The organism is Niastella populi, assembly GCF_002078015.1.
Lineage (GTDB): Bacteria > Bacteroidota > Bacteroidia > Chitinophagales > Chitinophagaceae > Niastella > Niastella populi.
The window spans coordinates 327288-348153 of record NZ_LWBP01000199.1 but is presented as its reverse complement, the minus strand read 5'-3'; the positions used below and the strand labels follow the sequence as shown (position 1 = coordinate 348153).

Sequence of the window (20866 nt, the reverse complement as noted above, 5' to 3'; positions counted from 1 at the left end):
TGCCCGATTAAAATGTGCCACACCTTTGAGGTGTGGCACATTTAAGGGGGGCACATTTTACTTAAACCTTGTTATCATTTCCGCCAAAAGCGACACATTCACCTGTTCAAAGGCGTGGGGCGTTCCGGGCAGAACGCCGAATTGGGCGTTGGGCAATTGTTTGTAAACCGCCGTTGTTTCTTCAAGGGTAACCATTTTATCGCGGTCGCCGAGTAATATCAATGAGGGGGTTGTTATGTAAGTGTAATCATCTGGCTGTAATGCGTTTTTTTGTCCCAGACCGGTAAGCAGCTCCCTGGTTTTGTCGAGCAGAACCAGCCAGTCGTTGGGTGCATGCCGTTGTTGCAACTGGGCGGCAAAAGCCGGCACTTTCTCCTGAATGGTTTTCGCATCGAGCATTTTCACTTCACGGGCGGCGGTTTTGTCGTCCCAATGGAACTTGGTTGCCAGGGTAACCAGTCTATTGATCTTGTGCGGATAATGTTTTGCCAGGTACAGGGCCGCATATCCCCCCATGCTATAACCGAAAATATCGGCCTGTTCTATATTTGTCTCCTTCATGTATTCCAAAATCTCTTCTGCAAATAATGGTATGGAAAATGCTATATCAGGAAACGGTCGACCGCCATGACCGCTGAAATTAAAACTATGAACCTGGAATGAATCAGTCAATGCTTTTGCCAACGGTTGCAGTTGGTCCTTACTGCCTAATGCGCCATGTAATAAAATGATGTGTTGCATGGTAGTTATTATGAATTTCAAATATAAATAATCAATTACAAGTGTAAATACATTACAGTAACATATGATAAAGAAGATTATGCATTTCAATCTTATTGTTAGAAATTATCAGTCAGCATGTTTTATGTAACAGGTTCTTTTCATGTGGAGACACTAATTTGAAATTTCTTTTGTCAAATCAATTAGTGCGTTGTTTAATATAATAGGGGGATTCTGTCTGACTGTGAATATGTGTTTATCTGCTACACGTAAATGATGCGCTAACCTCTTCGTATTTGTACCATGTGCCTGTTTTTTTGTAGCGATATTACACTTTCACTCATGTATATTCCCCTGCTGTTGAAGTAAAATATAATCGCGTTGCCATATGTAAGTGTCAGCCTTTCGCCCTCGTGCCGGCTGAAAAGGCGTTCCTATTGCCCTTTTATTGGATTGTTGAAAAAACAAAATTGTCCATGCTGCGTTGATGCAATGCCGTTTGGGATAACTATGTCTTTTTTATTTTTTTACAACATAAAAACCGAGTCAGTTATGAAAAAGATGATCGCACTTTTCGTTTTCGCATGTACGTTTACTATTGCCAATGCGAACTTTACTGCAAAAACTACTGCGTTCGTTCAACCCTTTGATCAGTCGTATGCACTTTCTAACTACTATCTCTGGTTTACCGACATTGACCTCACCGACCCGGCCGGATCTTATTGCAGCATTTGGGATGAAATGGCAAGGTTACGAAGTTCATATCCCGGTTATTCATTTTCACATATTCCATATGTAGGATTGAATGAATTTGAGTTTGGCTTCAGTGCACCGCTTTATTTTGCAACGATATACAGTGATTTATATTAACATGGTAAGCGTTAGTTGTAACCGTCGTTTTGGGTCAAAGCCGGGTTACGGATTATCTCATCCCTGGGAACGGGCCATAAAGCTGCTGCAGGTGTCCAGGTCAGTGGCCGGCAGTAGCTCATTACCTCATCGATCCTTTTTTCGCCAGGGTGAGTAGCAGTGTGAGCCGGTAAACGTTTAAGATCGAACCAGCGATGACCCCATTCTGCAAAGAATTCCACGCGCCGCTCCTGTTCAATGGCAGCAAGCGCCTGGCTTTGTGTAGTGATAGTGGTCAGGTCTGGCAACCCCGCTCTTTTCCTGATCTTATTCAGGTCGCTGAGCGCATCAGTCAATTGATCGAGCATCGTCAGCGCCTCCGCGCGAATACAATATAGTTCTGCCAGGCGCAGCACTATGTTGTATTCCTCCCGCGGAACACTGGTGTTCAATTTATATTTATAGGGTGAGTTGTATTGGTTTCCGCCGACGGTCACCGTCCTGATCCATAAACGGCGCGCATCGCCCGGTTCAATTTTCTTCATCAGTGTGTCGCTGAGAATAAAAGCAGGTCTGCCATTGGGGTTCAATGGAACGAACATACCGCCTTCAGCCGTATTGTATGCCTCCATAATGGTCATAAACTGAAGAATGGCTTCCCTGCTGTTGTAACGGAAGGTTTGCGCCAGGTCGGTTTCAAGCTGGAAAACTCTTGATTCGATAACCGCGGTTGCTTCTGCGGCAGCGTTTGCCCATTGTCCGCGGAATAAATAAATTCTCGCAAGTAAGGCCTGTGCCGCCAGCCTGTTTGCCCGTACCCGGTCTGCAGGGAGGTCGGGCAATTTATCTGTCAATAAGTTTTTGGCGCTGACCAGATCTTCAACCATCCGGTCATAAACTGTAGTGGCAGCAGTCCGGGGTATGGAGGTGTTCTTTGTATAATCGGTGCCGAGGGCCAGTGGTACATCGCCAAACAGGTTAACCAGGTAAAAATAGGAAAGCGCCCGTAAGAAATATGCTTCCCCTAATAATTGATTGCGCAGGGTGGGGGTGATAGTATTGGCACCGGTAAGCCCCTCTATGATATCATTACATTGATAGATGTAAGAATATGTATTAGTCCAAATGAACCATATTGTTTTGTTATCTGGCGTGAGGGTGTTTGTCAGAAATGGCTGATCTGTTTCTAACGATGTGGTTCGGTTTAATTCGTCGGCGGCTAAGCCGCAGTAACGGCTTATTTGTCCATTGAATGGTCCAAAACTATACATCATTTTATAGTATACCCCAATCAATGCGGCCCGGGCCAGCGAATCGCTGGTATAAACCTGCGGAGTGATCACCTGGTTGGCAGGTGAACCCGCATCGAGTAGTTTATTACAGCTGATGATCAGGGGCAACCCGATAACCAAAGGTGCTGCAACAACCCATTTGTTTATTATCCTGAACAGATGCATACGTTACAGTTTATAATGTTACTTGTAAGCCGATGGTCACCGTTCTTTGCAAAGGCAAACTAAATGGTGACTGTAATTCCGGGTCGGCGCCTTTAAAGGGCGTTATGGTGAACAGGTTCTCGGCGCTTATATAAACATTCGTTCTTTTTATATGTCTTTTCTTACAAAATTTATCGGAAAAAGTGTACCCCACCTGTATATTCTTCGATCGTATATACGATGCATCTACAACCTGAGCATCAGAATTCGTCCAATTAGTGATAGCATTTTTTACCGTGCCGCTGGTTAAAGTACTTACCTTTTGCCAGGTAGCCGCATCGCCCCGTTGACGCCATCTGTTATTTAGTTCAGCTGGCTGATTGCTGTAAAAGTCGAGATTTGTTGTGCCGGGAAAATATGACCTATATAAATAGGTAAACGGATGTGGTGCGTTTTGTTTTCTGAATTCAAAATAAGTATCCAGGTAAAATTGCCTGAAGTAAAATATATTTCGAATTCCTCCAAAAAATACCGGGTCATAATTGATTGCCTTTTTCTCGTCGGCATCTGCAATAGTAAATAATCCGGTGGCTGAATCAACGCCAGTATAATGTTGTGCTATCAGAATATTTAGCGGTTTACCGATCATTAGCTTGTTTGCATAATCTGAATTTTCAAGGTCATCAAATCGCACCAGTTTGTTTTGAGGAATGGCCAGGGTCAGTTTGCTGCTCCAGATAAATTTGCCCCATGTTTTTTTGAATGAGGCATCTACTTCAACGCCGGTGTTTTGAATAATAGCCGGGAAGTTCTGAACAATACTGCCAAAGCCTGCCTGACCTGGCAATATGTAATTAATGAGTTGGTTCTTGCTGCGATTACGATAGCCGGTTACGGTTGCGTTAAAAATGTCGTTTATGCGAAATTCAATTCCAGCCTCCAGTTTGCGGGTAACTTCCCATTGGTAATAAGGGTTTGCCAGGCCGGTAGGAAAAATGCCGGTTATACCCTGGTATAATTGTGCGGCCTTATTCCATGTGTTCAGGTAGGCATAATCGCCGATCTGGTCGTTACCGGTGGTGCCGTAACTGGCGCGTAATTTGGCATAACTGTTAGCTCCTTTCTCGTTTTCTTTTTCCCAGAAAATATAACCGGCACCTATAGCGCCAAAATTTGCATACCGGTTTTCGGGGCCAAAACGGGATGAGCCATCACGCCGAACGGTTAAGCTTAAAAAGTATTTGTTTTTCAAATTGAACTTAACCCGGCCAAAAGTGGAAAGGAAAAGGTACTTCGATTTGTCTGCCTTATATGTGAAGCCGTTTGCAGCAGAAGGAATGCCCAGCAACTGATCGTTGGTGTAACCGGTATCATTCCGGTTCCACCAATCGTTCAACTGCGCCGACCAGGAAGCGCCTATTACACCTTCAACCCGTATTCTTTTAAACAGGGAGTCGGTATAGTGCAACGAGGGCTCAACGATCCAGGTAGTGAACCTGTTTTTTGCTTCACTATATGTGCCCCTAGGATTCAGGTCAGGATCGAACGCGCTCATTGGCTTTTTGCTTCTCTCATGAACCCTTATCTCCTGGTAACCTACCGAAGACTCCAGCCGCCATTTGCGCATTATTTTATACTGTACGTAGGCATGTATCGATGTGTTGCCTGTTTGTATATTATCCTTCAGTTTGAAAAAACTTAACGGGTTCCTGAAATGAGCATCATTTTCTTCCCATATTAAATTGCCTTCGCTGTCTTTTAGCGCCGGTGCATTGGGCGCCAGAAGTGTTGCGTTCATGATATTCTCGGTGAGCCATTTATTTTCCGCAACAGCAAAAGAAGCTGTTATCCCGGTTTTTAATTTCCGGTTCTTTGATCGATAGTAGAAATCTGATAACAACGACCATCTTTTGCCATATACGTCCGATGGCAGGTTGGCTGTCTGGCTGCCATAACCGCCATTCAGCATAAACTGGTACAACGTATCGCCCTGGGAGAAGGAAAAATGCTGATTCATGTTGTGAGAGGTGCCGCCGAGTAACAGTTTGTTGAAATCGGTGTACCTGTTCTGGTCCCATACTACCAGGTCGGGCGCTTTGGCGGCCGTGATGGCGGAATTGTCGTTGGTGAATGCTTCCCGCCGCATTTCGAGATACTGTTCGGTATTCATCAACGGCATACCTGGCAGTGAACGGCCAATGCCGTAAGATGCCGATACCGTCACCTGCGGTTCTTTAGAATTCCCTTTTTTAGTAGTGATGAGAATAACGCCATTGGCCCCGCGGGCTCCGTACATGGAGGTAGCTTCCGCATCTTTCAACAATGTGATCGTCTCTATGTCGAGCGGGTTAATGGTAAAGAAAGGATCGAAACCCACGGCTGCTATGCCGGGGGCCTGCGGTTCGCCCACCATGGTCGTTAACTGGTTTACCGGCCGCAACAGGGGCGCCCAGGGGATACCATTCACCACGAAGAGCGGACTGCTGGAAGGCCTGTAGTTCAGTTCAGAGTTTGCGCCCAGTGAAGTAGGGCCCCTGAACTGGAATTTATGCGTGGTGCCGGCCAGTCCGCTCGTGGGCGGCGCAAAAACACCGGAAATATTTTCCTGAATGATCTTCAGCACATCGCCGGTAGGAACGCCGGTTAGTTTTACCTGCGCAACACCGGCGGTATTGCTTTTTTCTTTAGTGGAATAACCTTTTACTATCGCCACATCCATATTGGGGTGCTCGAGCTCCATGTGAACGAACAACGTTCTGCGGCTGCTTCGCCAGGGAATGAGGACGGTTTTATAACTGATATGCGAAACCTCTATGGTGTCGCCGATACTCCAGTCAAGACTGAATTCGCCCTGGCTGCTGGTCATAACGCCGCCGCCGCCGGGCCGCAACTGAATAGAGGCGAGTGGTAAGGGGTGCGAAGAATCGCTCAGCACCAGTCCACGGGTGCGAAATGTAAAATGAGCGCGCGCACTTTCTATTTCTTCTTTGGTTTTCCTTGAAATAGCCAGCCGGTTTGCAATGAATTCATATTTTAAATAGGGCTGTTCTGCAAATATGCGGGGTAATAAGCTGTCGTTAAAAGGTTGTATAGGCACACGAACAGGTTCAGCCAGTTTAAGATTGCGTTTATCTACAACCACTGTTACACCTTTCTGTTTCAATATTTTTATAACCCTTTCCAGGGACTGGCCCGGGGCTCCCGGACCATCATCCTGACCGCTGGCTACACTAAAACAGCACACCATAACCAAATAACCAAGAACCTTCTTCATACGGTGTATTATTTCCGGTAATGATATTCGTTAAGTAATCAGGGTTACTGTAATCACAGCCAGGGAAATACGAAATAAATAATCAATAATATTCCCGTCGTGTAACAGTAACTGATATTGGTTTGGTTAAATATCGGTTATGAAGTTATAAAAATGATGGAGTTTTAACAGTTCTTTTTTCGGGGCGGGAGAATAATCGGCAGGCAAAGTACAGATGACCATACAGGTAGTTAGTTTCTTTGTGAAGTAATAAAATCAATAATGCCCGCCAATGCCGGGATAACATCCCGGTATTGGCAGGCGATAAGGCTTACAAATCACTTTATAGCTGCCCGTAAGCAACTACCGCGGATGAGAATCTCTGACCTGAGTGGTATAGTAATGAGAAATGCAGTGTAGCTTTTTACACTACACTGCTATCTTTTTTTGATCAAAGGAGGTTTAATGGAGCCTAATGGTATTCTCTGCGAAGTACAGCCTGGACAATAAGATCTTTTTTTATACTGGTTATTTTATATTTAAGGTTAATTATTTTTTGCTTTTGCTACCACCGTGCGGCCTTCCAGCGTAAACAATACGCTTTCATTTGTCGTGTTCAGCAATTTCAATACGTCGGACAATGAAGCTGTTCTTTCAACATTACCTGTCAATGTGGTTTCAGGGGTATTCGTTTCAACCCTGGTATTGACTACATACCAGCGTTCCAGTTGCTTCAGGATCGATTGCGCCGTTTCGCCTTCAAAATTGATCTGGCCGTTCTTCCATGCCAGCGCCTGGGTAATTTCATCTTTGCTTCGGTTCTTAACCGTAATGCCTTCGCTGCTTACAATAGCCTGCTGGTTTGGTTTTATGTTCTTTTGTACTGTGCCATACTGTATAGCTACAGCGCCGCTTACCAGGGTGGTGGTCACTTCTTTTTCCCCTTCATACGCCTTTACGTTGAATCTGGTGCCCAGTACTTTTACCTCAGCGCCATCGGTGGTAAGCACACGGAAAGGTTTTGCTTTATTTTCGGCCACTTCGAAATAACCTTCCCCTTTTATTTCAACCGTACGGTTGTTCCCGTTAAAAGCGGTTGGGTATTTCAGCGATGAACCGGCGTTCAACCATACCTTAGAGCCATCGGCCAGGGTCACCTTGTATTCGCCGCCATAAGGCGTTCTCAACATATTGTCTGGCGCCGCACTGGCTGGTTTTTGGTTAGCGGCTACTTTGTAAACGATCTGGTTGTCAGCCTGTTTACTGATCTCCATCTGGTCCTGGTAAGCAATGATACCGGGACGTGCGGTGTCGAGATCGATTTCCGTTTTGTCTGCAAGGATAAGCACAGCTTTAGGACTGCCAGGTATAATGGTTTTTTCTGCTACGGCAGGTGTGGTGCCGGCTGGAACAGGTTGGTTGTTGTTATTATTGATTATCTGGTAAAGGGCGATTGCGCCAATGATACTACCTGTTAATATAGCGGCAACCATCCAGGTGCGTTTGCGGCGGGTGCCTGTCTGCATTTGAACTACGGGCGCTTCCTGTTGGGCCGGAACCGTAAGCGAATGGGCGGCAACAATGCTTTCCCAAACTGCTTGTTTTTTGTTCTCCAACCTGTCAAAGAGGCCAGCGTATTCCAAAAGTCGGGGGTCGCTTATGTCAACCTTCATAATTTCCAATGCTTTGCCTGAAGTCCACTCCTCACAAACTTCCTGCTCGTCGCTGCTCAAAGGCTCATCATCGGTTTTACCCAATGCCAACCGGGCTACATTGCGAGATAGTGATTTCATTGTGATCGATTTGTAAGGTGTTTGGTAATAAGGTTTAATTACATTTTAAAGGGCCCCCTAAAATCAACGTGTAATCTCCTATAATAGTAGAACACCAGTTGCAAACCAAACATTAAGAAATTGCAGAACATTTTTTTTACTGTTATCCAAAACATATCTTGAAGAGGAGGGCTAATAGTAGAACTACGACGGGAATATCATATTTATCGCCGTTCTCTTCCATGAACTTTTTTAACGCCTTCAAACCTTTCGATTTTTGCGTATATACCTGGTTCATACTAATATTCAGCGTTTTAGCAATCTCAGCATTCTCCATATTCTTCATGGTCAGCCTGATCACCGATTCACACTGCTTTTCCAGTTTCAATTTACCCAGCGCCAGATCGATCAGCCTGCGTAAATATTCAATTTCATATTTCTTTATAATGGCCGGTTCCTCAACGGTTGGCAATTCTTCCTGCAGTTTTTTCCTCAGGGGGGTCTTCTTTCTTTGCTACCCGTAAATAATTGAGCGCACTGTTCCTTACGGAAATATATAAATAGGCCTTTAACTGCTCAACGGCCTCGAATATGAGATTTTTACTCAGCAGCCTGGTAAAAGCAGCAATGGCAATATCTTCCGATTCATCTTCATTATCGGTCATCCGGTACGCGAATACCGTAAGTGGAGTAAAAGTTATTTCATATAACTCCTTATACGCCGCTGGGTCATTATCATTTATTCGAGCAAGAAGATCGTTCGTGATATGCATTTGCATTCAGTTTAATATAGCCCGGTTCAGGGGATAAAAAATGATACCCGAAAGATATCATCTCTCGGTAACGTTGCTTACACGCAGAAGAGTTACACGAACTTTGGGGGGAAGAATAAGGTTTTGCGACGCAAGATTAGCCAATAAATCTTTTAAATGCAAACAATCGTTCGCATTAATTTATCATCTAAGTTATAATACTTATATGTAGGATTTCAATGCCTGGGCGCGGTTAGCTTAACGTATACCTGCAATAGGATTAAAGGGATCTAAGCTGAAATGTGCCACACCTCGAAGGTGTGGCACATTTGATATTATTTTCCACTCATGATCACCGTTGTAGCTGTTTCAAACAGATCGCGTTCTTTGGCCAGTAGTGTTGTATATCTTATGATAAAGGCCGCTGCAAACGAACAGGATCAGCAGTAACTCCGGAAAACAGGATCAGCCTTATAGTGTCGGATAATTGCTTTCACCGGTTTTTATCAAAACCATCGCGGGCATGCTACCTGAATGTTACAGCAAGGTTATCAGTTTATTATGGGGGTTAACATCATTATTCCCATGCAATTGGTAATTACTGTAATTTCGACGCGGAATTTCCGCACCCTATCCAAAAAAATACGGCTATGGCCGGAAATACCGCTTCATTGGTTAATAGATTATAAGTATTGAAAAATGATCTGGTACGAAAACGATGTTAAAAAACTGGAAGCAGTAAGCGGCACATTACCGTACACGCCTGAAACCATATTTTATGGCAGTTCATCTATCAGGTTATGGGATGGCATGTATGATGACCTGAAACTGCTTCGCCCGGTTAATCTTGGTTTCGGCGGCTCTACCCTGGCTGCCTGTGTGTGGTTCTTCGATCGCATTATGCAGCCTTATGCACCCAAACATTTTGTTTGTTATGCCGGTGAAAACGATCTCGGCGATGGCCGTACGCCGGAAGAAGTATTTCTTTTCTTCTGCCAGTTCCAGGCTTGCTTGCAAAAACGCTTTCCCGATGTACCGTTGACGTACATTTCTATAAAGCCCAGCCTAACCCGCTGGAACCTCGGAGAACAGGTTCGTTATACCAATGAGCTCATAAAAGCAGCAATCGAAAAAACGAATGGCAAACAGCATTTCCTGAATATTTTCGATCACATGTTGAACGCCAATGGACAGCCGGTAAAAGAATTATATGAAGCGGATGGTTTGCATTTGAGCAAAAAGGGGTATCTTTTATGGAAAGAACTGTTGCTCGATCATTTTGCCAAAAGCTTTAAAATTTCGTAACAGGCGGATAACATCTTTTTTGGGTTTTCGCCTGTCTAGAGTAAATGACCAGGAAATATTATAAGTGGTTTAGTCCTTCGTTGTACAGGCATATGGAACTGCTTGTTTTTGGTCATTCCGGCCCGTCGGTGCTTTTTTTCCCAACCCGCACCGCGCGCTTTTATGATTATGAGAACTGGAAGATCGTTCATGTGTTGCAGGATAAAATCGACAAGGGGCTTTTGCAGTTGTTTTGTGTTGACAGTGTTGATGCGGAAAGTTTTTATGCGCATGTGCCGCCTGCCGATAAAATTGCCCGCCATCTGCAATACGAACGCTATATTCTTCAGGAAGTGCTTCCATTGATCATGTTCAGAACCAATTTCACCAAACTGATCGCCGCCGGCTGCAGCCTTGGTGGATATCATGCTGTCAATATCGCTTTCAAATACCCCGAATTTTTTAATAAAGTAGTAGCTATGAGCGCCCGCTTCGATCTTACGCTTTCTGCCAATACCTTTCCCGATCTGTTCAACGGGTATATCGATGAGAATATCTACTACAACATGCCCAGTATGTACATGCCCAATTTAACCGACAATACGGTGCTCGATCAGATCCGCAAGCAAACCATTTCCCTGGTGGTGGGCAGGGAAGATCCCTTTTACGACAATAACAAACATTTGAGCGCCGTACTTACCACTAAGAACATTTCCCATTCATTTTTTATCTGGGACGATGAAGCGCACCGGCCGTATCACTGGCGCAAGATGGTGCAGTTGTATTTGTGAGCCGCTTCCGGAGGGCTCCTGAAGAGTGACCCGCCGCCGGCCAGCAAACCCGGCCGTATAACGGCGATCACAAAATGATCGATGGCCTGTTCCCTGGTATCGCTGTTGAGAAATTTGCCGGTAAGCTGGCTGATATGAAAATGCGGCAATTCCAGCGTTACACTAGCCGAATAGCCCATTTGCTTCAGCGAATTGATCTTTTCCCGCGAGGTATACACGGTTATGTCATTTTGAAGAGAATCGAGGAACCGGGTGTCGATGCGTTGAATACCGCCCCGGTAATAGAATTGAAAAGCATATTCCGACGATACATCTGTGAACATATAAACCTTTCCGGGTTGGGGATTCAGGAAAGCAGCCGCCTCGTTGCCCGACTGGTACTGAAACAATACGGGATAGAACAACGTGTTTAAGAACAGGTTTACCACCATTATAACCCCGAACGAGCGGGCAATGATGTGTTGCATGGCATTACCGCGAAAAAGCCGCAGCAGCACAAACGCCAAAACCGCCAGTAATACAATGGCCGGTATTTTATAGGGAAGGTCTGCCAGAAACAGGAGACCGGTACAGGCTGCAAAAAGCAGGAAGAACAAAACATGCTGACAATAAACGATCGTTTTGATCAGGGGTTTGTTTGTTAAATGAAACAACCAGTGGGCAACTATAACAGCGAAGAACGGGTACAGGATATTCAGGTAATGTGGCAGCTGAAAACGCGACAGGGAGAACACGAGGAACCCTGCAAGGGCTATGCCGCTACAGATATAGTTACCTGTTGTGGAAAATGCGGTGTTGAATTTTTTGAGCGACGATGCTACCAGCAGGAACAGGATGATCGACCAGGGAAGAAAAGCCCAGAGCAGTGTATGCACATAGAACAGTTTATCGCCCGAGCCTTTTATTGGGCCGGTGTTGAAGAAACGGCCGAACTGGCTATCCCAAAAAAAGAATCTGATGCCAGATACATTGTGTTGCCCGAATACCAATTTCTCCGGATGCCTGTCGAACTGTAAATACAACGTGATCAGTTCGGGCAATATAAAGATCAGCACCAATACCATGCTCAGCCACCAGCGATAATTGAAGAATTGTTTCCATTCCTTTTTTACGATCCAGTCTATAACAAAACCGGCCATTACCATACAGGCTATGAAAATACCCTTGGTCATAATGGCGAAGGCCAGCAATAGGGAACCGGCTATATAATGTTTCCATTTATTGTTACGGTATGCCAGGTAAAAATAATAGGCCGAGCCGATCATTAGTCCCGTTAAGTAGGGTTCTGCCCGTACATCGTTGTTGGAAAGGATCAGGTGTTCAGCAGAGATATAAATGAGCACAGCCCATTGCGCCGTTTGTTTGTTATATAGTTTGCAGGTGAATGCGTAGGTATAATAAGCGCCCGCCAGCCAGAAGAGCAGTGCAGGAAATTTATAGGCAAAAGCATTTATGCCGAACAGGTTGAAACTAAAGGCGGTTATCCAGAAAGGGAAATGTGGTTTATCGAGCCAGTCATTTCCCTCTACCATCAAATTCACATAGTCGCCGGAAAGCGCCATGGTTTTGGAAATAGTGGCATACAGCGCACCATCCGGTTCAAGAACGGGCAGGAATAAACCGCTGGCATTTATGATCACACCAATGATAGTTAGCCAGGAGAAGAGTGAAGGTTTTTTATTTTGACCGGCCGGTAAAAGTAGCGTCATACTATTTATTAAGCAGCAAAAGCAGGAAGTACGGGCTCAATTTCTGATTTTAGATGTAGGGATTTTTAGATGTAGGGATTTTGAGATTTCATTTGGTCTTTGCCTTTTTGACAAATCTCAAAATTTCAAAATCCGAAATCTCGAAATTCCCTATATTCCCAAAGCTTCTTGTTGTAAAATTACATTATTCTTTGAGTTCCTGTCATAATCCCGTTTACTCCATGCGTCAAATAATTTATACATGGTTAAACCGGTAATAATACCTAACGAGGCGCCGGCAACGATATCGAATGGGAAATGTTTGCCAACATAAACCTGCGCCAGTCCGATCAAAAAGGCCCACAACCATAACCAGTACCATTTTTGCCGGGTTATATGAGTAATGGTGAGGAACCAGAATGTGGCCAGCCCAAAATGATTGGCGGCATGTGAAGAGGGAAATGAATATTTACCGCCACACCCAATGATGCCCCGTACAACAGTGGTAAGGTCTTCATCATAACAGGGACGCAGCCTTTCGAAATGTAATTTAAGCATGCCTGAGCTGGTGTAATCGGTTATAGCGAAACACAGGATAGTTAAACAAATAAATTTCAAACCGGTTGATCTTTCAAGCCGCAATGTCCAAATGAGCATGAACACATACAATGGGATCCAGGTGTACTGGTTGCGCATGAGTAACATGATGGCATCGAGCCAGCGGGCGCTCATATCGCGATGGATAAAGGTAAATGCGATCTTGTCGATCTGATCGAACCACTCGAACAAATACATTGCTGGTAAATTTTAGTGTTAAAATTAATTTGGGCATGTGATGTTACTTTTACCAGTGTATTAATTGTACATGATGATCTGCGTTGGTGCAAACAAAATGGTGGGGTAATTCGATAATAATCGTTGGTCTTACATTTTTCTTAACAATCAGTTAATCTGATCATGCCTTCAATGTAATATAACTTGCATGCCCATGAGTGGTATGAACTCGGATTTGGTACTGATAACTGACATCCGGTCGGGTTGTGAGAAGGCATTTCTATTGGCGTACCGGCAGTACCATGAAAAATTGTATTTCTATTTTCTTCAAAAGACGCGCTCTGAAGATGTAAGTGAAGAACTGGTGCAGCTTACTTATATAAAACTGTGGCAGTACCGCGAAAGCCTGAATACACAATTGCCATTCTCCCAACAATTATTCCGCATTTCAAAAACCACTTTGATCGATGTACTGCGCAAAAAAGCCGCCAACAGGCTTGTTTCAATCGATAACGTAACCCGGTTCGATGTGGCAGACGAAGAAACCAAACCACAGGCTGAACACCATTGGGAACTGGTGAAGGAAAGTTTGTATCATTTACCGCCCATGCAGCGCCAGATCGTCGCTTACCGGCTTGAAGGAATGTCGAACGGGGAAATAGCCGGGCATTTGTCGATTTCGAAAAAAACGGTAGAGAACCAGGTGAACCGGGCGATCAGGGAGATAAAGAAGAATGCGGGGATTTCAGTTATTCTACTCGTTGCAATATTGGAGCATTATTGATTAGAAGTCGACAATCGACAATGGAAGTTCATGAGTTATTCAGTTCATGAGTTATTCAGTTGTGCCAATAGCAGAAGATTACGAACTGAACAACTGAACAACTGAATAACTGAAAAACTGAATAACTGAATAACTGGCTCCTGCACATCCTGTCAACTCCATCATCGCCGATCTTAATCATTAATATTAACTAATTGTTACGCGTGGGTGTAAACGCATCCTGAAAACGTAATTATTATCAACAGCAGACGAAAAGAATAAAATGGAAGTAACGAAAGCTTTACTGGTAAAATTCATTGTAAATAAATGCAGCAGGGAAGAAGCCGGGCAGGTGTATGAATACCTTTTGAAGCATCCGCAGGCCCTCGACGAGCTGCTGAATGAGGAAGAGTGGGATGCATATGAATCCAATGGCGTTATCGATAAAAAACAAAGCGACACCTGGTATGCGGCTATCCGGAAACAAAAAAGTACCGGCCGGGTAATACGCTGGAAAACATGGCTGCGAACAGCTGCTGCGGCTGTTTTATTCCTTACCGCCGCATCGTTTATTTACCAGCTGGTAAAACCGGTAAAGAAGAATGACGTTCAGGTTGTGACTATCATAAGGCCCGCAGAGAAGACAAAGGAGAACGAAAAAAAGAAGTACATAAACAAAAGCGACCGGCCTGCCATTTATACGCTCACTGACGGATCGGTGGTCACGTTATACAGGAACAGTATCGTTGAATGCGATCAGCCATTTACCGGCAATAAGCGCGACCTGGTATTGCATGGCAAAGCCCTGTTCAAGGTAGCGAAGGATAAAACAAAACCTTTTACCGTATATACCGGTAATTTTTCAACAACAGCCCTGGGTACGGTTTTCGATATCACCGCTTATGGTAACAAAACAAGATCTGGCGTGAAACTGATAAGTGGCAGGGTAGTGGTGAAGAACCTTAAAAAAACAGCCGGGCCTGTTTATTTGAACCCGGGCGACGAATGCTTTTTTGAAAACACCGGCAGGGAGATCGAGCTGCATGCAAAAGCGGATGTACCTGTAAGTAAACCCGCCAGTCATCGCGGGCTAACCATTAACGAGAACGAAGAAGTGATCGAGTTTACGAACGCACCCCTGCAACAGGTTTTTAGTAAAATAGAAAGTCTGTACCAGGTTAAAATAAATATAGAATCAAAACACCTGGCAAACAGGAAATTTACCGGCGCCCATATCAAAAGTGAATCACCAGATGAATTGCTGAGCACCATAGCCGGGTTGAACAATTTACACTTATCCAAACAAGGATCTGTTTACCTGTTTCTCTATAACCAATAACAGGCCCTGACCGGAAAATTCAGTATAGCAAGTACAATGCTTTAATGTTATACCCTGCTAACAGGGATCGATATCCTTATGCCATCCTGTGAACAAACTATAAACTGTAATACAAAATCAAAATACGCTGGTTATGCAACACATGTACCAAAATGCAAAATGGGTCAGTTGTTTATTATGGCTGCTCCTGGCGTTGCCCGGTTTGGCGCAGGAAATTCAGCCTGCCGTAAAAGGGATCGTCAAAAATGAAACGGCAGAACCCATGGCGGGGGTAACCGTTCAGATCGAAAACAAAAGATCGAAGTTTAAAAGGGCTGTGCAAACCGATGGCACGGGCACATTCGTAGTGAACAGTCTCGAAGCGGAAGGTTCCTATACCTTCACGTTTACCTATGTAGGATATGAGCGCAGGGTGCTCACGGGTTATAACTACAAAAAAGGGGAAATGATCACCCTTTCCATTAAACTGGAACCCGTTTCGAACGTGATGAACGATGTAGTGATCGTAGGGTATGGTTCGCAAAAGAAGGTCAACCTCACCGGTGCGGTTGACCAGGTGAGCGGGGAAGAGCTTGAAAACCGATCGGTTCCCAACCTCAACCAGGGCTTACAGGGATTGATCCCCAACCTCAACATCGTGATGTATGATGGTAAACCCATTCAGGCGCCTGCAATGAACATTCGTGGTAATACTTCCATTGGCCAGGGTGGGAACGCGCTGGTACTGATAGATGGCGTTGAAGGCGATCCCAGTATGATAAACCCCAATGATGTGGCTACGGTAACGGTATTGAAAGATGCCGCTTCTGCCGCTATTTATGGCGCCCGCGGCGCTTTTGGCGTAGTGCTTATCACCACCAAATCGCCCGTAAAAGGAAAAAGCAGTATTACCTATTCTTCAGGCTATTCCATTAAAAAACCCACTACCGTGCCCGATATGGTGACCAACGGTTACCAGTTTGCCAAATATTTCAACGAGGCATGGACCGCCTGGAACGACTATTCGCAAACGCCGCAGAACGTAAACAAAACGGTAAAGTTCTCCCAGGCTTATCTCGCCGAATTTGAGCGGAGGGATCAAGATCCCAGCCTGCCCAAAGTAGATATAAATGCCAATGGCGAATATGTATACTATGAGAACACCGACTGGTACGATCTCTTATACAAAAAGCACAACGGCGCTATGGAGCACAACCTGTCATTTACGGGAAGCACCGACAAAGCCAGCTTTTATTTAACCGGCCGGTATTACGGGCAGGAAGGTGTGTTCCGTTACAACTCCGACGATTACAAGATCTATAACATCAGGGCAAAAGGAACCATGCAGGTATTGCCGTGGTTACGCATCGACAACAATACCGATTATTCAACCATGAAATACCACAACCCGCTCAACGTGGGCGAGGGGGGCGGTATCTGGCGTAATATCGCCGATGAAGGCCACATGATGGCGCCACTCGTAAACCCCGATGGGTATTTATCATGGTCGGCAGCTTACACGGTAGGCGATTTTTATTATGGCAAAAACGGAATTGATATCGACAAACGCATCTTTAGAAATACAACTTCCTTCACCGCTTCATTCCTGAAAGATAAATTAAGGGTAAAAGGGGATATCACCATTCTGAACCTCGACAGCAATACCACGCAGATCCGCGTGCCGGTTCCCTATACATTGAAACCTGGTATTGTGCAATATGTTGGCGCCAATACAAACGATCTGCAAAATATGTATCGCCAAACCCAGTACATTGCCACCAACCTGTATGGAGAATATGAAACGCGTTTAGGCAATGCGCATTCAGTAAAGGCAATGGCTGGTTTTAACTTTGAGCAATCCACTACAAAACGGTTGACTACTTTACGCAACGGGCTTATTTATGAAGATGCCCGGGATATCAACCTCGCACTCGGTCAATCCGTTACAACAGCAGGCGGCTGGGAAAGATGGGATATTGCAGGTGGCTTTTTTCGTTTGAACTATGGGTTTAAAGATCGCTACCTGGTTGAAGTGAACGGCCGGTACGACGGTTCTTCGAAATTCCCTTCCAGTGAACGGTATGCATTCTTTCCTTCAGTATCCGCCGGATGGCGTTTGTCGAACGAACCTTTCTGGAATGTTCCGCGGAATATTGTTTCTGATGTCAAGATCAGGGGTTCCTATGGTTCGCTTGGTAATGGAAACATCAGCTCATATGCATTCCAGGAGCAGTTCCTGCCTTATCAGTCGAACCGCCTGCTCAGTGGCGTAAAGTATTCGTATACTACCAGCCCTGCGGTACTGCCCGACGGCCTTACCTGGGAAACCGCTACCACCAGTGATATTGGCGTAGACCTGTCGCTGTTATCGGGCCGGTTGCAATTCACCGGCGACTATTATGTGCGCAAGACCACCGATATGTTCACTACTGGTAAAACATTGCCGGCTGTATTTGGCGGCGCCGTGCCCAAAGGCAACTATGCCGATATGAAAACAACCGGCTGGGAACTGTCACTGAGCTGGCGCGATAAACTAACGGTAGCCGGTAAGCCGTTCTCCTATGGCGCCCGGGTGGTGATGGGCGATTACACGTCGGAGATCACCCGTTATAATAACGATACCAAAATGCTGTCAGATTTTTATGTAGGTCAGAAAGTGGGGGAGATATGGGGGTATACAACCGATGGATTGTTTACAGCAGACAATATCAACGAAGCTGGAATGCAAACCCTTATTAAATCGTCTACCAGCGGAACCACCCGGGTTGGTGATGTAAAGTTCAGGGATGTGAATGGCGATAAGGTCATCAACAATGGCCTGAACCGGGTAGACAGCAGCGGTGACCTGCGCGTTATCGGTAATGCATTGCCGCGTTATACTTTTGGCACATCGTTCGATGTGGGCTGGAATGGCGTCTTTGTTTCCGCCTTCTTCCAGGGTGTACTGAAACAGGACTGGTGGCCGGGCGCCGAGTCGGATGTATTCTGGGGTATGTATAACCGCCCTTATAACAAACTGCCCAAATCGCATCTCGATAAAATGTGGAATGAAACAGATAACCCCCAGGCTTATTTTCCAAGACTGCGCGGTTACATAGCGCAGGGCAGCGGCCGTTCATTGAACGTAGTGCAAACCCGTTACCTGCAAAATGTGGCTTATATAAGGTTAAAAAATATCCAGGTTGGTTATAACCTGCCGGCTCAACTGATACATAAAATAAGCCTGAGCAATGCGCGGGTATATGTATCGGGTGAAAACCTGTGGAGCTGGACGCCATTCTACAGAATTACGAAAGACCTCGATGTGGAGAACATCCGCCGGTCAGATATGATCACCAACCCGCCTACCAGCAACGATCAAAACAGTAACAACAGCGGGAACGGGAATAACTACCCGATCCTGAAAACGATAACGTTCGGTTTGTCATTGACATTCTAATTGGTGAATGGTCAATGGTCAATGGTGAATGGGTCCTTAATGCGTCACTCATCACTGGCCGCTGGCTTCAAACAAAAATTATTATGAAACATATATTATTGATAGCGGCACTGGCAATGGCAGCAGCCTCCGGTTGCAAAAAACTCGATCAGGAGCCGGAAGCTACTGCCACCAAATCGGCTATATTCGGCAGTGAGCGCGGCCTGCAATTATATACCAATTCATTTTACAATAACATACTGCCAACGGCAGGCGCTATCGTTCGCGGCGATGAAATGTGCGATTTTGCCGCACGTACATCCATACCTGAATTTTTAACCGCAAACGGTTATGGGCCTGTGCAGGGTTCGGGCTGGAACTGGGAGCACCTGCGCAACATCAACTACTTTATCCAGAATTGTAACAGTCCGCTGGTGTCTGATGAAATCAAAAGAAATTATATTGGCCTGGCCCGCTTTTTCAGGGCATGGTTCTATTTCGATAAAGTAAAACGTTTTGGTAAAGTGCCCTGGTACAACAAAGCCATGAGCATCGACGATCCCGATCTGTACAAACCCCGCGATAGCCGCGCGCTGGTGATGGATTCGGTGCTGGAAGACCTGAACTATGCCTGCAATAACATTACGATAAACGATCCCACCCGCAGCCTGATAACAAAATATGTTGCTTATGCGTTCAAATCGCGTGTTTGTTTGTTTGAAGGCACCTTCCGCAAATACCACCAGGATTCATTGGCAGCAGGACTGGGAGAAACCGCCGATAAGTGGTTGACGGAAGCGGCAACCGCGGCCAAAAAAGTGATGGATGAAGGCGGTTTTAATTTGAATACTTCAGGCGGTTCTGCCAGTTCATACCGCCAGTTGTTCACCAGCAAAGCGCCTGTTGCCACTGAAGTGATCCTGAGTAATATCTGCGATGCTTCGCTGAGTGTGCTGAACGATGCCAACTGGTACTGGACCAGCGCCACTTATGGCGCCCGCCTGAGCTTCGCCCGCAGTTTCGTAAACACTTATCTTAATATAGATGGCACGCCCTTCACTGATAACGCCGGTTATAAGACCATGACGTTCGTTGACGAGGTAAAGAACCGCGACAGGAGATTACAGCAAACCATTCGTATGGGCGATTACAAACGGGTGAACGGGAATTCGCTGGAAGCGGCACCGCCGGTTTTCTCCTATACCTACACCGGTTACCAGCCCATCAAGTGGTGTCTCGATGATGTAAAATATGATGGCGGTACCGTTAATGATAATTCCATCTGCATTATCAGGTATGCCGAAGTGTTGCTGAACTATGCCGAAGCATTGGCCGAACTGGGTACCATGCAGGATGCGGACTGGGCAAAAACGGTTGGTGCGTTACGCGCACGGGCAGGCATAACCGGTGGCCTTACTACATTGCCAACGGTTGTTGATCCTTATTTGAAGAACACTTATTTCGGAGACATCAGCGACCCTGTGCTGCTGGAAATACGCCGCGAGAGAGGCGTAGAACTCGCCTGGGAAGGCTTCCGCTTTTATGACCTGGTACGCTGGAAGAAAGGTGAACTGCTTACCATGCCCTGGAATGGGTTTTATGTGCCTGCATTGGATGTGCCTATGGACCTGAACGGTGATGGTACGCCGGATGTATGTTTTTATAAAACAATGCCATCGCCAACAATAAAGGGGGTAACTTATGTGAATGTAAATGCCACCCTGAACGGTTCTACTCCCAATCCGCAACGTTTGTCGAACGATACCTATGGTGAGCTCACCTGGCTAAAAAATATTAGCAGGGTATTTGACAGTAAGAAAATGTATTTATATCCAATACCCCAGAACGACATTTTGGTAAATCAGGCGCTGGATCAAAATCCATGGTGGTAAGACTATTGCTGATTTTGAGATTTAGGGATTTAGGGATTTTAAGATTTAATGTAGGGGAGCCTTCTGATAAATCTCAAGATCAAAAAAAAACGAAATCGCTAATTTCTTGTGTTGTGCGTGGCGCGTCTTATTTTCGTAACTAATAACATTATTGAA

The 20866-nt window shown here is 45.3% G+C and carries 15 protein-coding genes; 7 read left to right on the top strand and 8 right to left on the bottom strand.

Annotation, left to right across the window (positions count from 1 at the left end; all coding sequences use genetic code 11):
* Positions 1 to 57: 57 nt before the first annotated feature.
* On the bottom strand, positions 58 to 741 hold the full coding sequence (locus A4R26_RS22950) for an alpha/beta fold hydrolase (protein WP_081168864.1): 684 nt from the start codon (positions 739 to 741) through the stop codon (positions 58 to 60).
* A 531-nt stretch (positions 742 to 1272) separates the two neighbouring features.
* Between A4R26_RS22950 and A4R26_RS22945 the strand changes: the two genes are divergently transcribed.
* Positions 1273 to 1590: a hypothetical protein gene (locus tag A4R26_RS22945; RefSeq protein WP_133054759.1), complete on the top strand. Its 318-nt coding sequence runs from the start codon at positions 1273 to 1275 to the stop codon at positions 1588 to 1590.
* Between the two features lie 11 nt (positions 1591 to 1601).
* Here the strand turns inward: A4R26_RS22945 and A4R26_RS22940 are convergent, their stop codons facing one another.
* The 5 genes from A4R26_RS22940 to A4R26_RS22920 form a co-directional block, all read right to left on the bottom strand.
* On the bottom strand, positions 1602 to 3026 hold the full coding sequence (locus A4R26_RS22940; RefSeq protein WP_081168862.1) for a RagB/SusD family nutrient uptake outer membrane protein: 1425 nt from the start codon (positions 3024 to 3026) through the stop codon (positions 1602 to 1604).
* Positions 3027 to 3036: 10 nt separating this feature from the next.
* Positions 3037 to 6279 (bottom strand): SusC/RagA family TonB-linked outer membrane protein, encoded by a 3243-nt coding sequence (locus A4R26_RS22935; RefSeq protein ID WP_081168861.1) that lies wholly within the window; start codon positions 6277 to 6279, stop codon positions 3037 to 3039.
* Between the two features lie 524 nt (positions 6280 to 6803).
* Positions 6804 to 8051, bottom strand: a complete 1248-nt coding sequence (locus tag A4R26_RS22930; RefSeq protein ID WP_081168860.1) for a FecR family protein — start codon at positions 8049 to 8051, stop codon at positions 6804 to 6806.
* A gap of 142 nt (positions 8052 to 8193) precedes the next feature.
* Positions 8194 to 8502, bottom strand: coding sequence for an RNA polymerase sigma factor (locus A4R26_RS22925; RefSeq protein ID WP_081168859.1), 309 nt, complete (start codon positions 8500 to 8502; stop codon positions 8194 to 8196).
* A complete protein-coding gene (locus A4R26_RS22920; RefSeq protein ID WP_165760383.1) occupies positions 8489 to 8803 on the bottom strand; it encodes an RNA polymerase sigma factor in 315 nt (104 codons plus the stop codon). The genes A4R26_RS22925 and A4R26_RS22920 overlap by 14 nt, the downstream gene beginning before the upstream one ends.
* 678 nt (positions 8804 to 9481) lie before the next feature.
* Here A4R26_RS22920 and A4R26_RS22915 point away from each other — a divergent pair.
* Both A4R26_RS22915 and A4R26_RS22910 read left to right on the top strand, forming a co-directional pair.
* Positions 9482 to 10087, top strand: coding sequence for a GDSL-type esterase/lipase family protein (locus A4R26_RS22915; protein WP_081168857.1), 606 nt, complete (start codon positions 9482 to 9484; stop codon positions 10085 to 10087).
* A 44-nt stretch (positions 10088 to 10131) separates the two neighbouring features.
* Positions 10132 to 10857 carry an esterase family protein gene (locus A4R26_RS22910; protein WP_081168856.1) on the top strand — a complete coding sequence of 242 codons (726 nt, stop codon included), beginning with the start codon at positions 10132 to 10134 and terminating at the stop codon, positions 10855 to 10857.
* Here A4R26_RS22910 and A4R26_RS22905 read toward each other — a convergent pair.
* A complete protein-coding gene (locus tag A4R26_RS22905; protein WP_081168855.1) occupies positions 10824 to 12566 on the bottom strand; it encodes an ArnT family glycosyltransferase in 1743 nt (580 codons plus the stop codon). The two genes, A4R26_RS22910 and A4R26_RS22905, sit on opposite strands and share 34 nt — an antisense overlap.
* Positions 12567 to 12716: 150 nt before the next feature.
* Positions 12717 to 13340 (bottom strand): phosphatase PAP2 family protein, encoded by a 624-nt coding sequence (locus A4R26_RS22900; protein WP_081168854.1) that lies wholly within the window; start codon positions 13338 to 13340, stop codon positions 12717 to 12719.
* A gap of 193 nt (positions 13341 to 13533) precedes the next feature.
* Between A4R26_RS22900 and A4R26_RS22895 the strand changes: the two genes are divergently transcribed.
* The 4 genes from A4R26_RS22895 (at position 13534) to A4R26_RS22880 (ending at position 20710) form a co-directional block, all read left to right on the top strand.
* Positions 13534 to 14103 carry an RNA polymerase sigma factor gene (locus tag A4R26_RS22895; protein ID WP_165760382.1) on the top strand — a complete coding sequence of 190 codons (570 nt, stop codon included), beginning with the start codon at positions 13534 to 13536 and terminating at the stop codon, positions 14101 to 14103.
* A 262-nt stretch (positions 14104 to 14365) separates the two neighbouring features.
* On the top strand, positions 14366 to 15421 hold the full coding sequence (locus tag A4R26_RS22890; RefSeq protein WP_081168852.1) for a FecR family protein: 1056 nt from the start codon (positions 14366 to 14368) through the stop codon (positions 15419 to 15421).
* A 133-nt stretch (positions 15422 to 15554) separates the two neighbouring features.
* Entirely contained in the window at positions 15555 to 18839 is a 3285-nt protein-coding gene (locus A4R26_RS22885; RefSeq protein WP_081168851.1) for a SusC/RagA family TonB-linked outer membrane protein, read from the top strand.
* Positions 18840 to 18922: 83 nt separating this feature from the next.
* A complete protein-coding gene (locus A4R26_RS22880; RefSeq protein ID WP_081168850.1) occupies positions 18923 to 20710 on the top strand; it encodes a RagB/SusD family nutrient uptake outer membrane protein in 1788 nt (595 codons plus the stop codon).
* The last annotated feature ends 156 nt before the right edge of the window (positions 20711 to 20866 follow it).

Excerpts from the sequence above, each read along its gene's own strand:
- A4R26_RS22950 (WP_081168864.1), bottom strand. The coding sequence starts at position 741 with ATGCAACACATCATTTTATTACATGGCGCATTAGGCAGTAAGGACCAA.
- A4R26_RS22945 (WP_133054759.1), top strand. The coding sequence starts at position 1,273 with ATGAAAAAGATGATCGCACTTTTCGTTTTCGCATGTACGTTTACTATT.
- A4R26_RS22940 (WP_081168862.1), bottom strand. The coding sequence starts at position 3,026 with ATGCATCTGTTCAGGATAATAAACAAATGGGTTGTTGCAGCACCTTTG.
- A4R26_RS22935 (WP_081168861.1), bottom strand. The coding sequence starts at position 6,279 with ATGAAGAAGGTTCTTGGTTATTTGGTTATGGTGTGCTGTTTTAGTGTA.
- A4R26_RS22930 (WP_081168860.1), bottom strand. The coding sequence starts at position 8,051 with ATGAAATCACTATCTCGCAATGTAGCCCGGTTGGCATTGGGTAAAACC.
- A4R26_RS22920 (WP_165760383.1), bottom strand. The coding sequence starts at position 8,803 with ATGCATATCACGAACGATCTTCTTGCTCGAATAAATGATAATGACCCA.
- A4R26_RS22915 (WP_081168857.1), top strand. The coding sequence starts at position 9,482 with ATGATCTGGTACGAAAACGATGTTAAAAAACTGGAAGCAGTAAGCGGC.
- A4R26_RS22910 (WP_081168856.1), top strand. The coding sequence starts at position 10,132 with ATGACCAGGAAATATTATAAGTGGTTTAGTCCTTCGTTGTACAGGCAT.
- A4R26_RS22905 (WP_081168855.1), bottom strand. The coding sequence starts at position 12,566 with ATGACGCTACTTTTACCGGCCGGTCAAAATAAAAAACCTTCACTCTTC.
- A4R26_RS22900 (WP_081168854.1), bottom strand. The coding sequence starts at position 13,340 with ATGTATTTGTTCGAGTGGTTCGATCAGATCGACAAGATCGCATTTACC.
- A4R26_RS22895 (WP_165760382.1), top strand. The coding sequence starts at position 13,534 with ATGAGTGGTATGAACTCGGATTTGGTACTGATAACTGACATCCGGTCG.
- A4R26_RS22890 (WP_081168852.1), top strand. The coding sequence starts at position 14,366 with ATGGAAGTAACGAAAGCTTTACTGGTAAAATTCATTGTAAATAAATGC.
- A4R26_RS22885 (WP_081168851.1), top strand. The coding sequence starts at position 15,555 with ATGCAACACATGTACCAAAATGCAAAATGGGTCAGTTGTTTATTATGG.
- A4R26_RS22880 (WP_081168850.1), top strand. The coding sequence starts at position 18,923 with ATGAAACATATATTATTGATAGCGGCACTGGCAATGGCAGCAGCCTCC.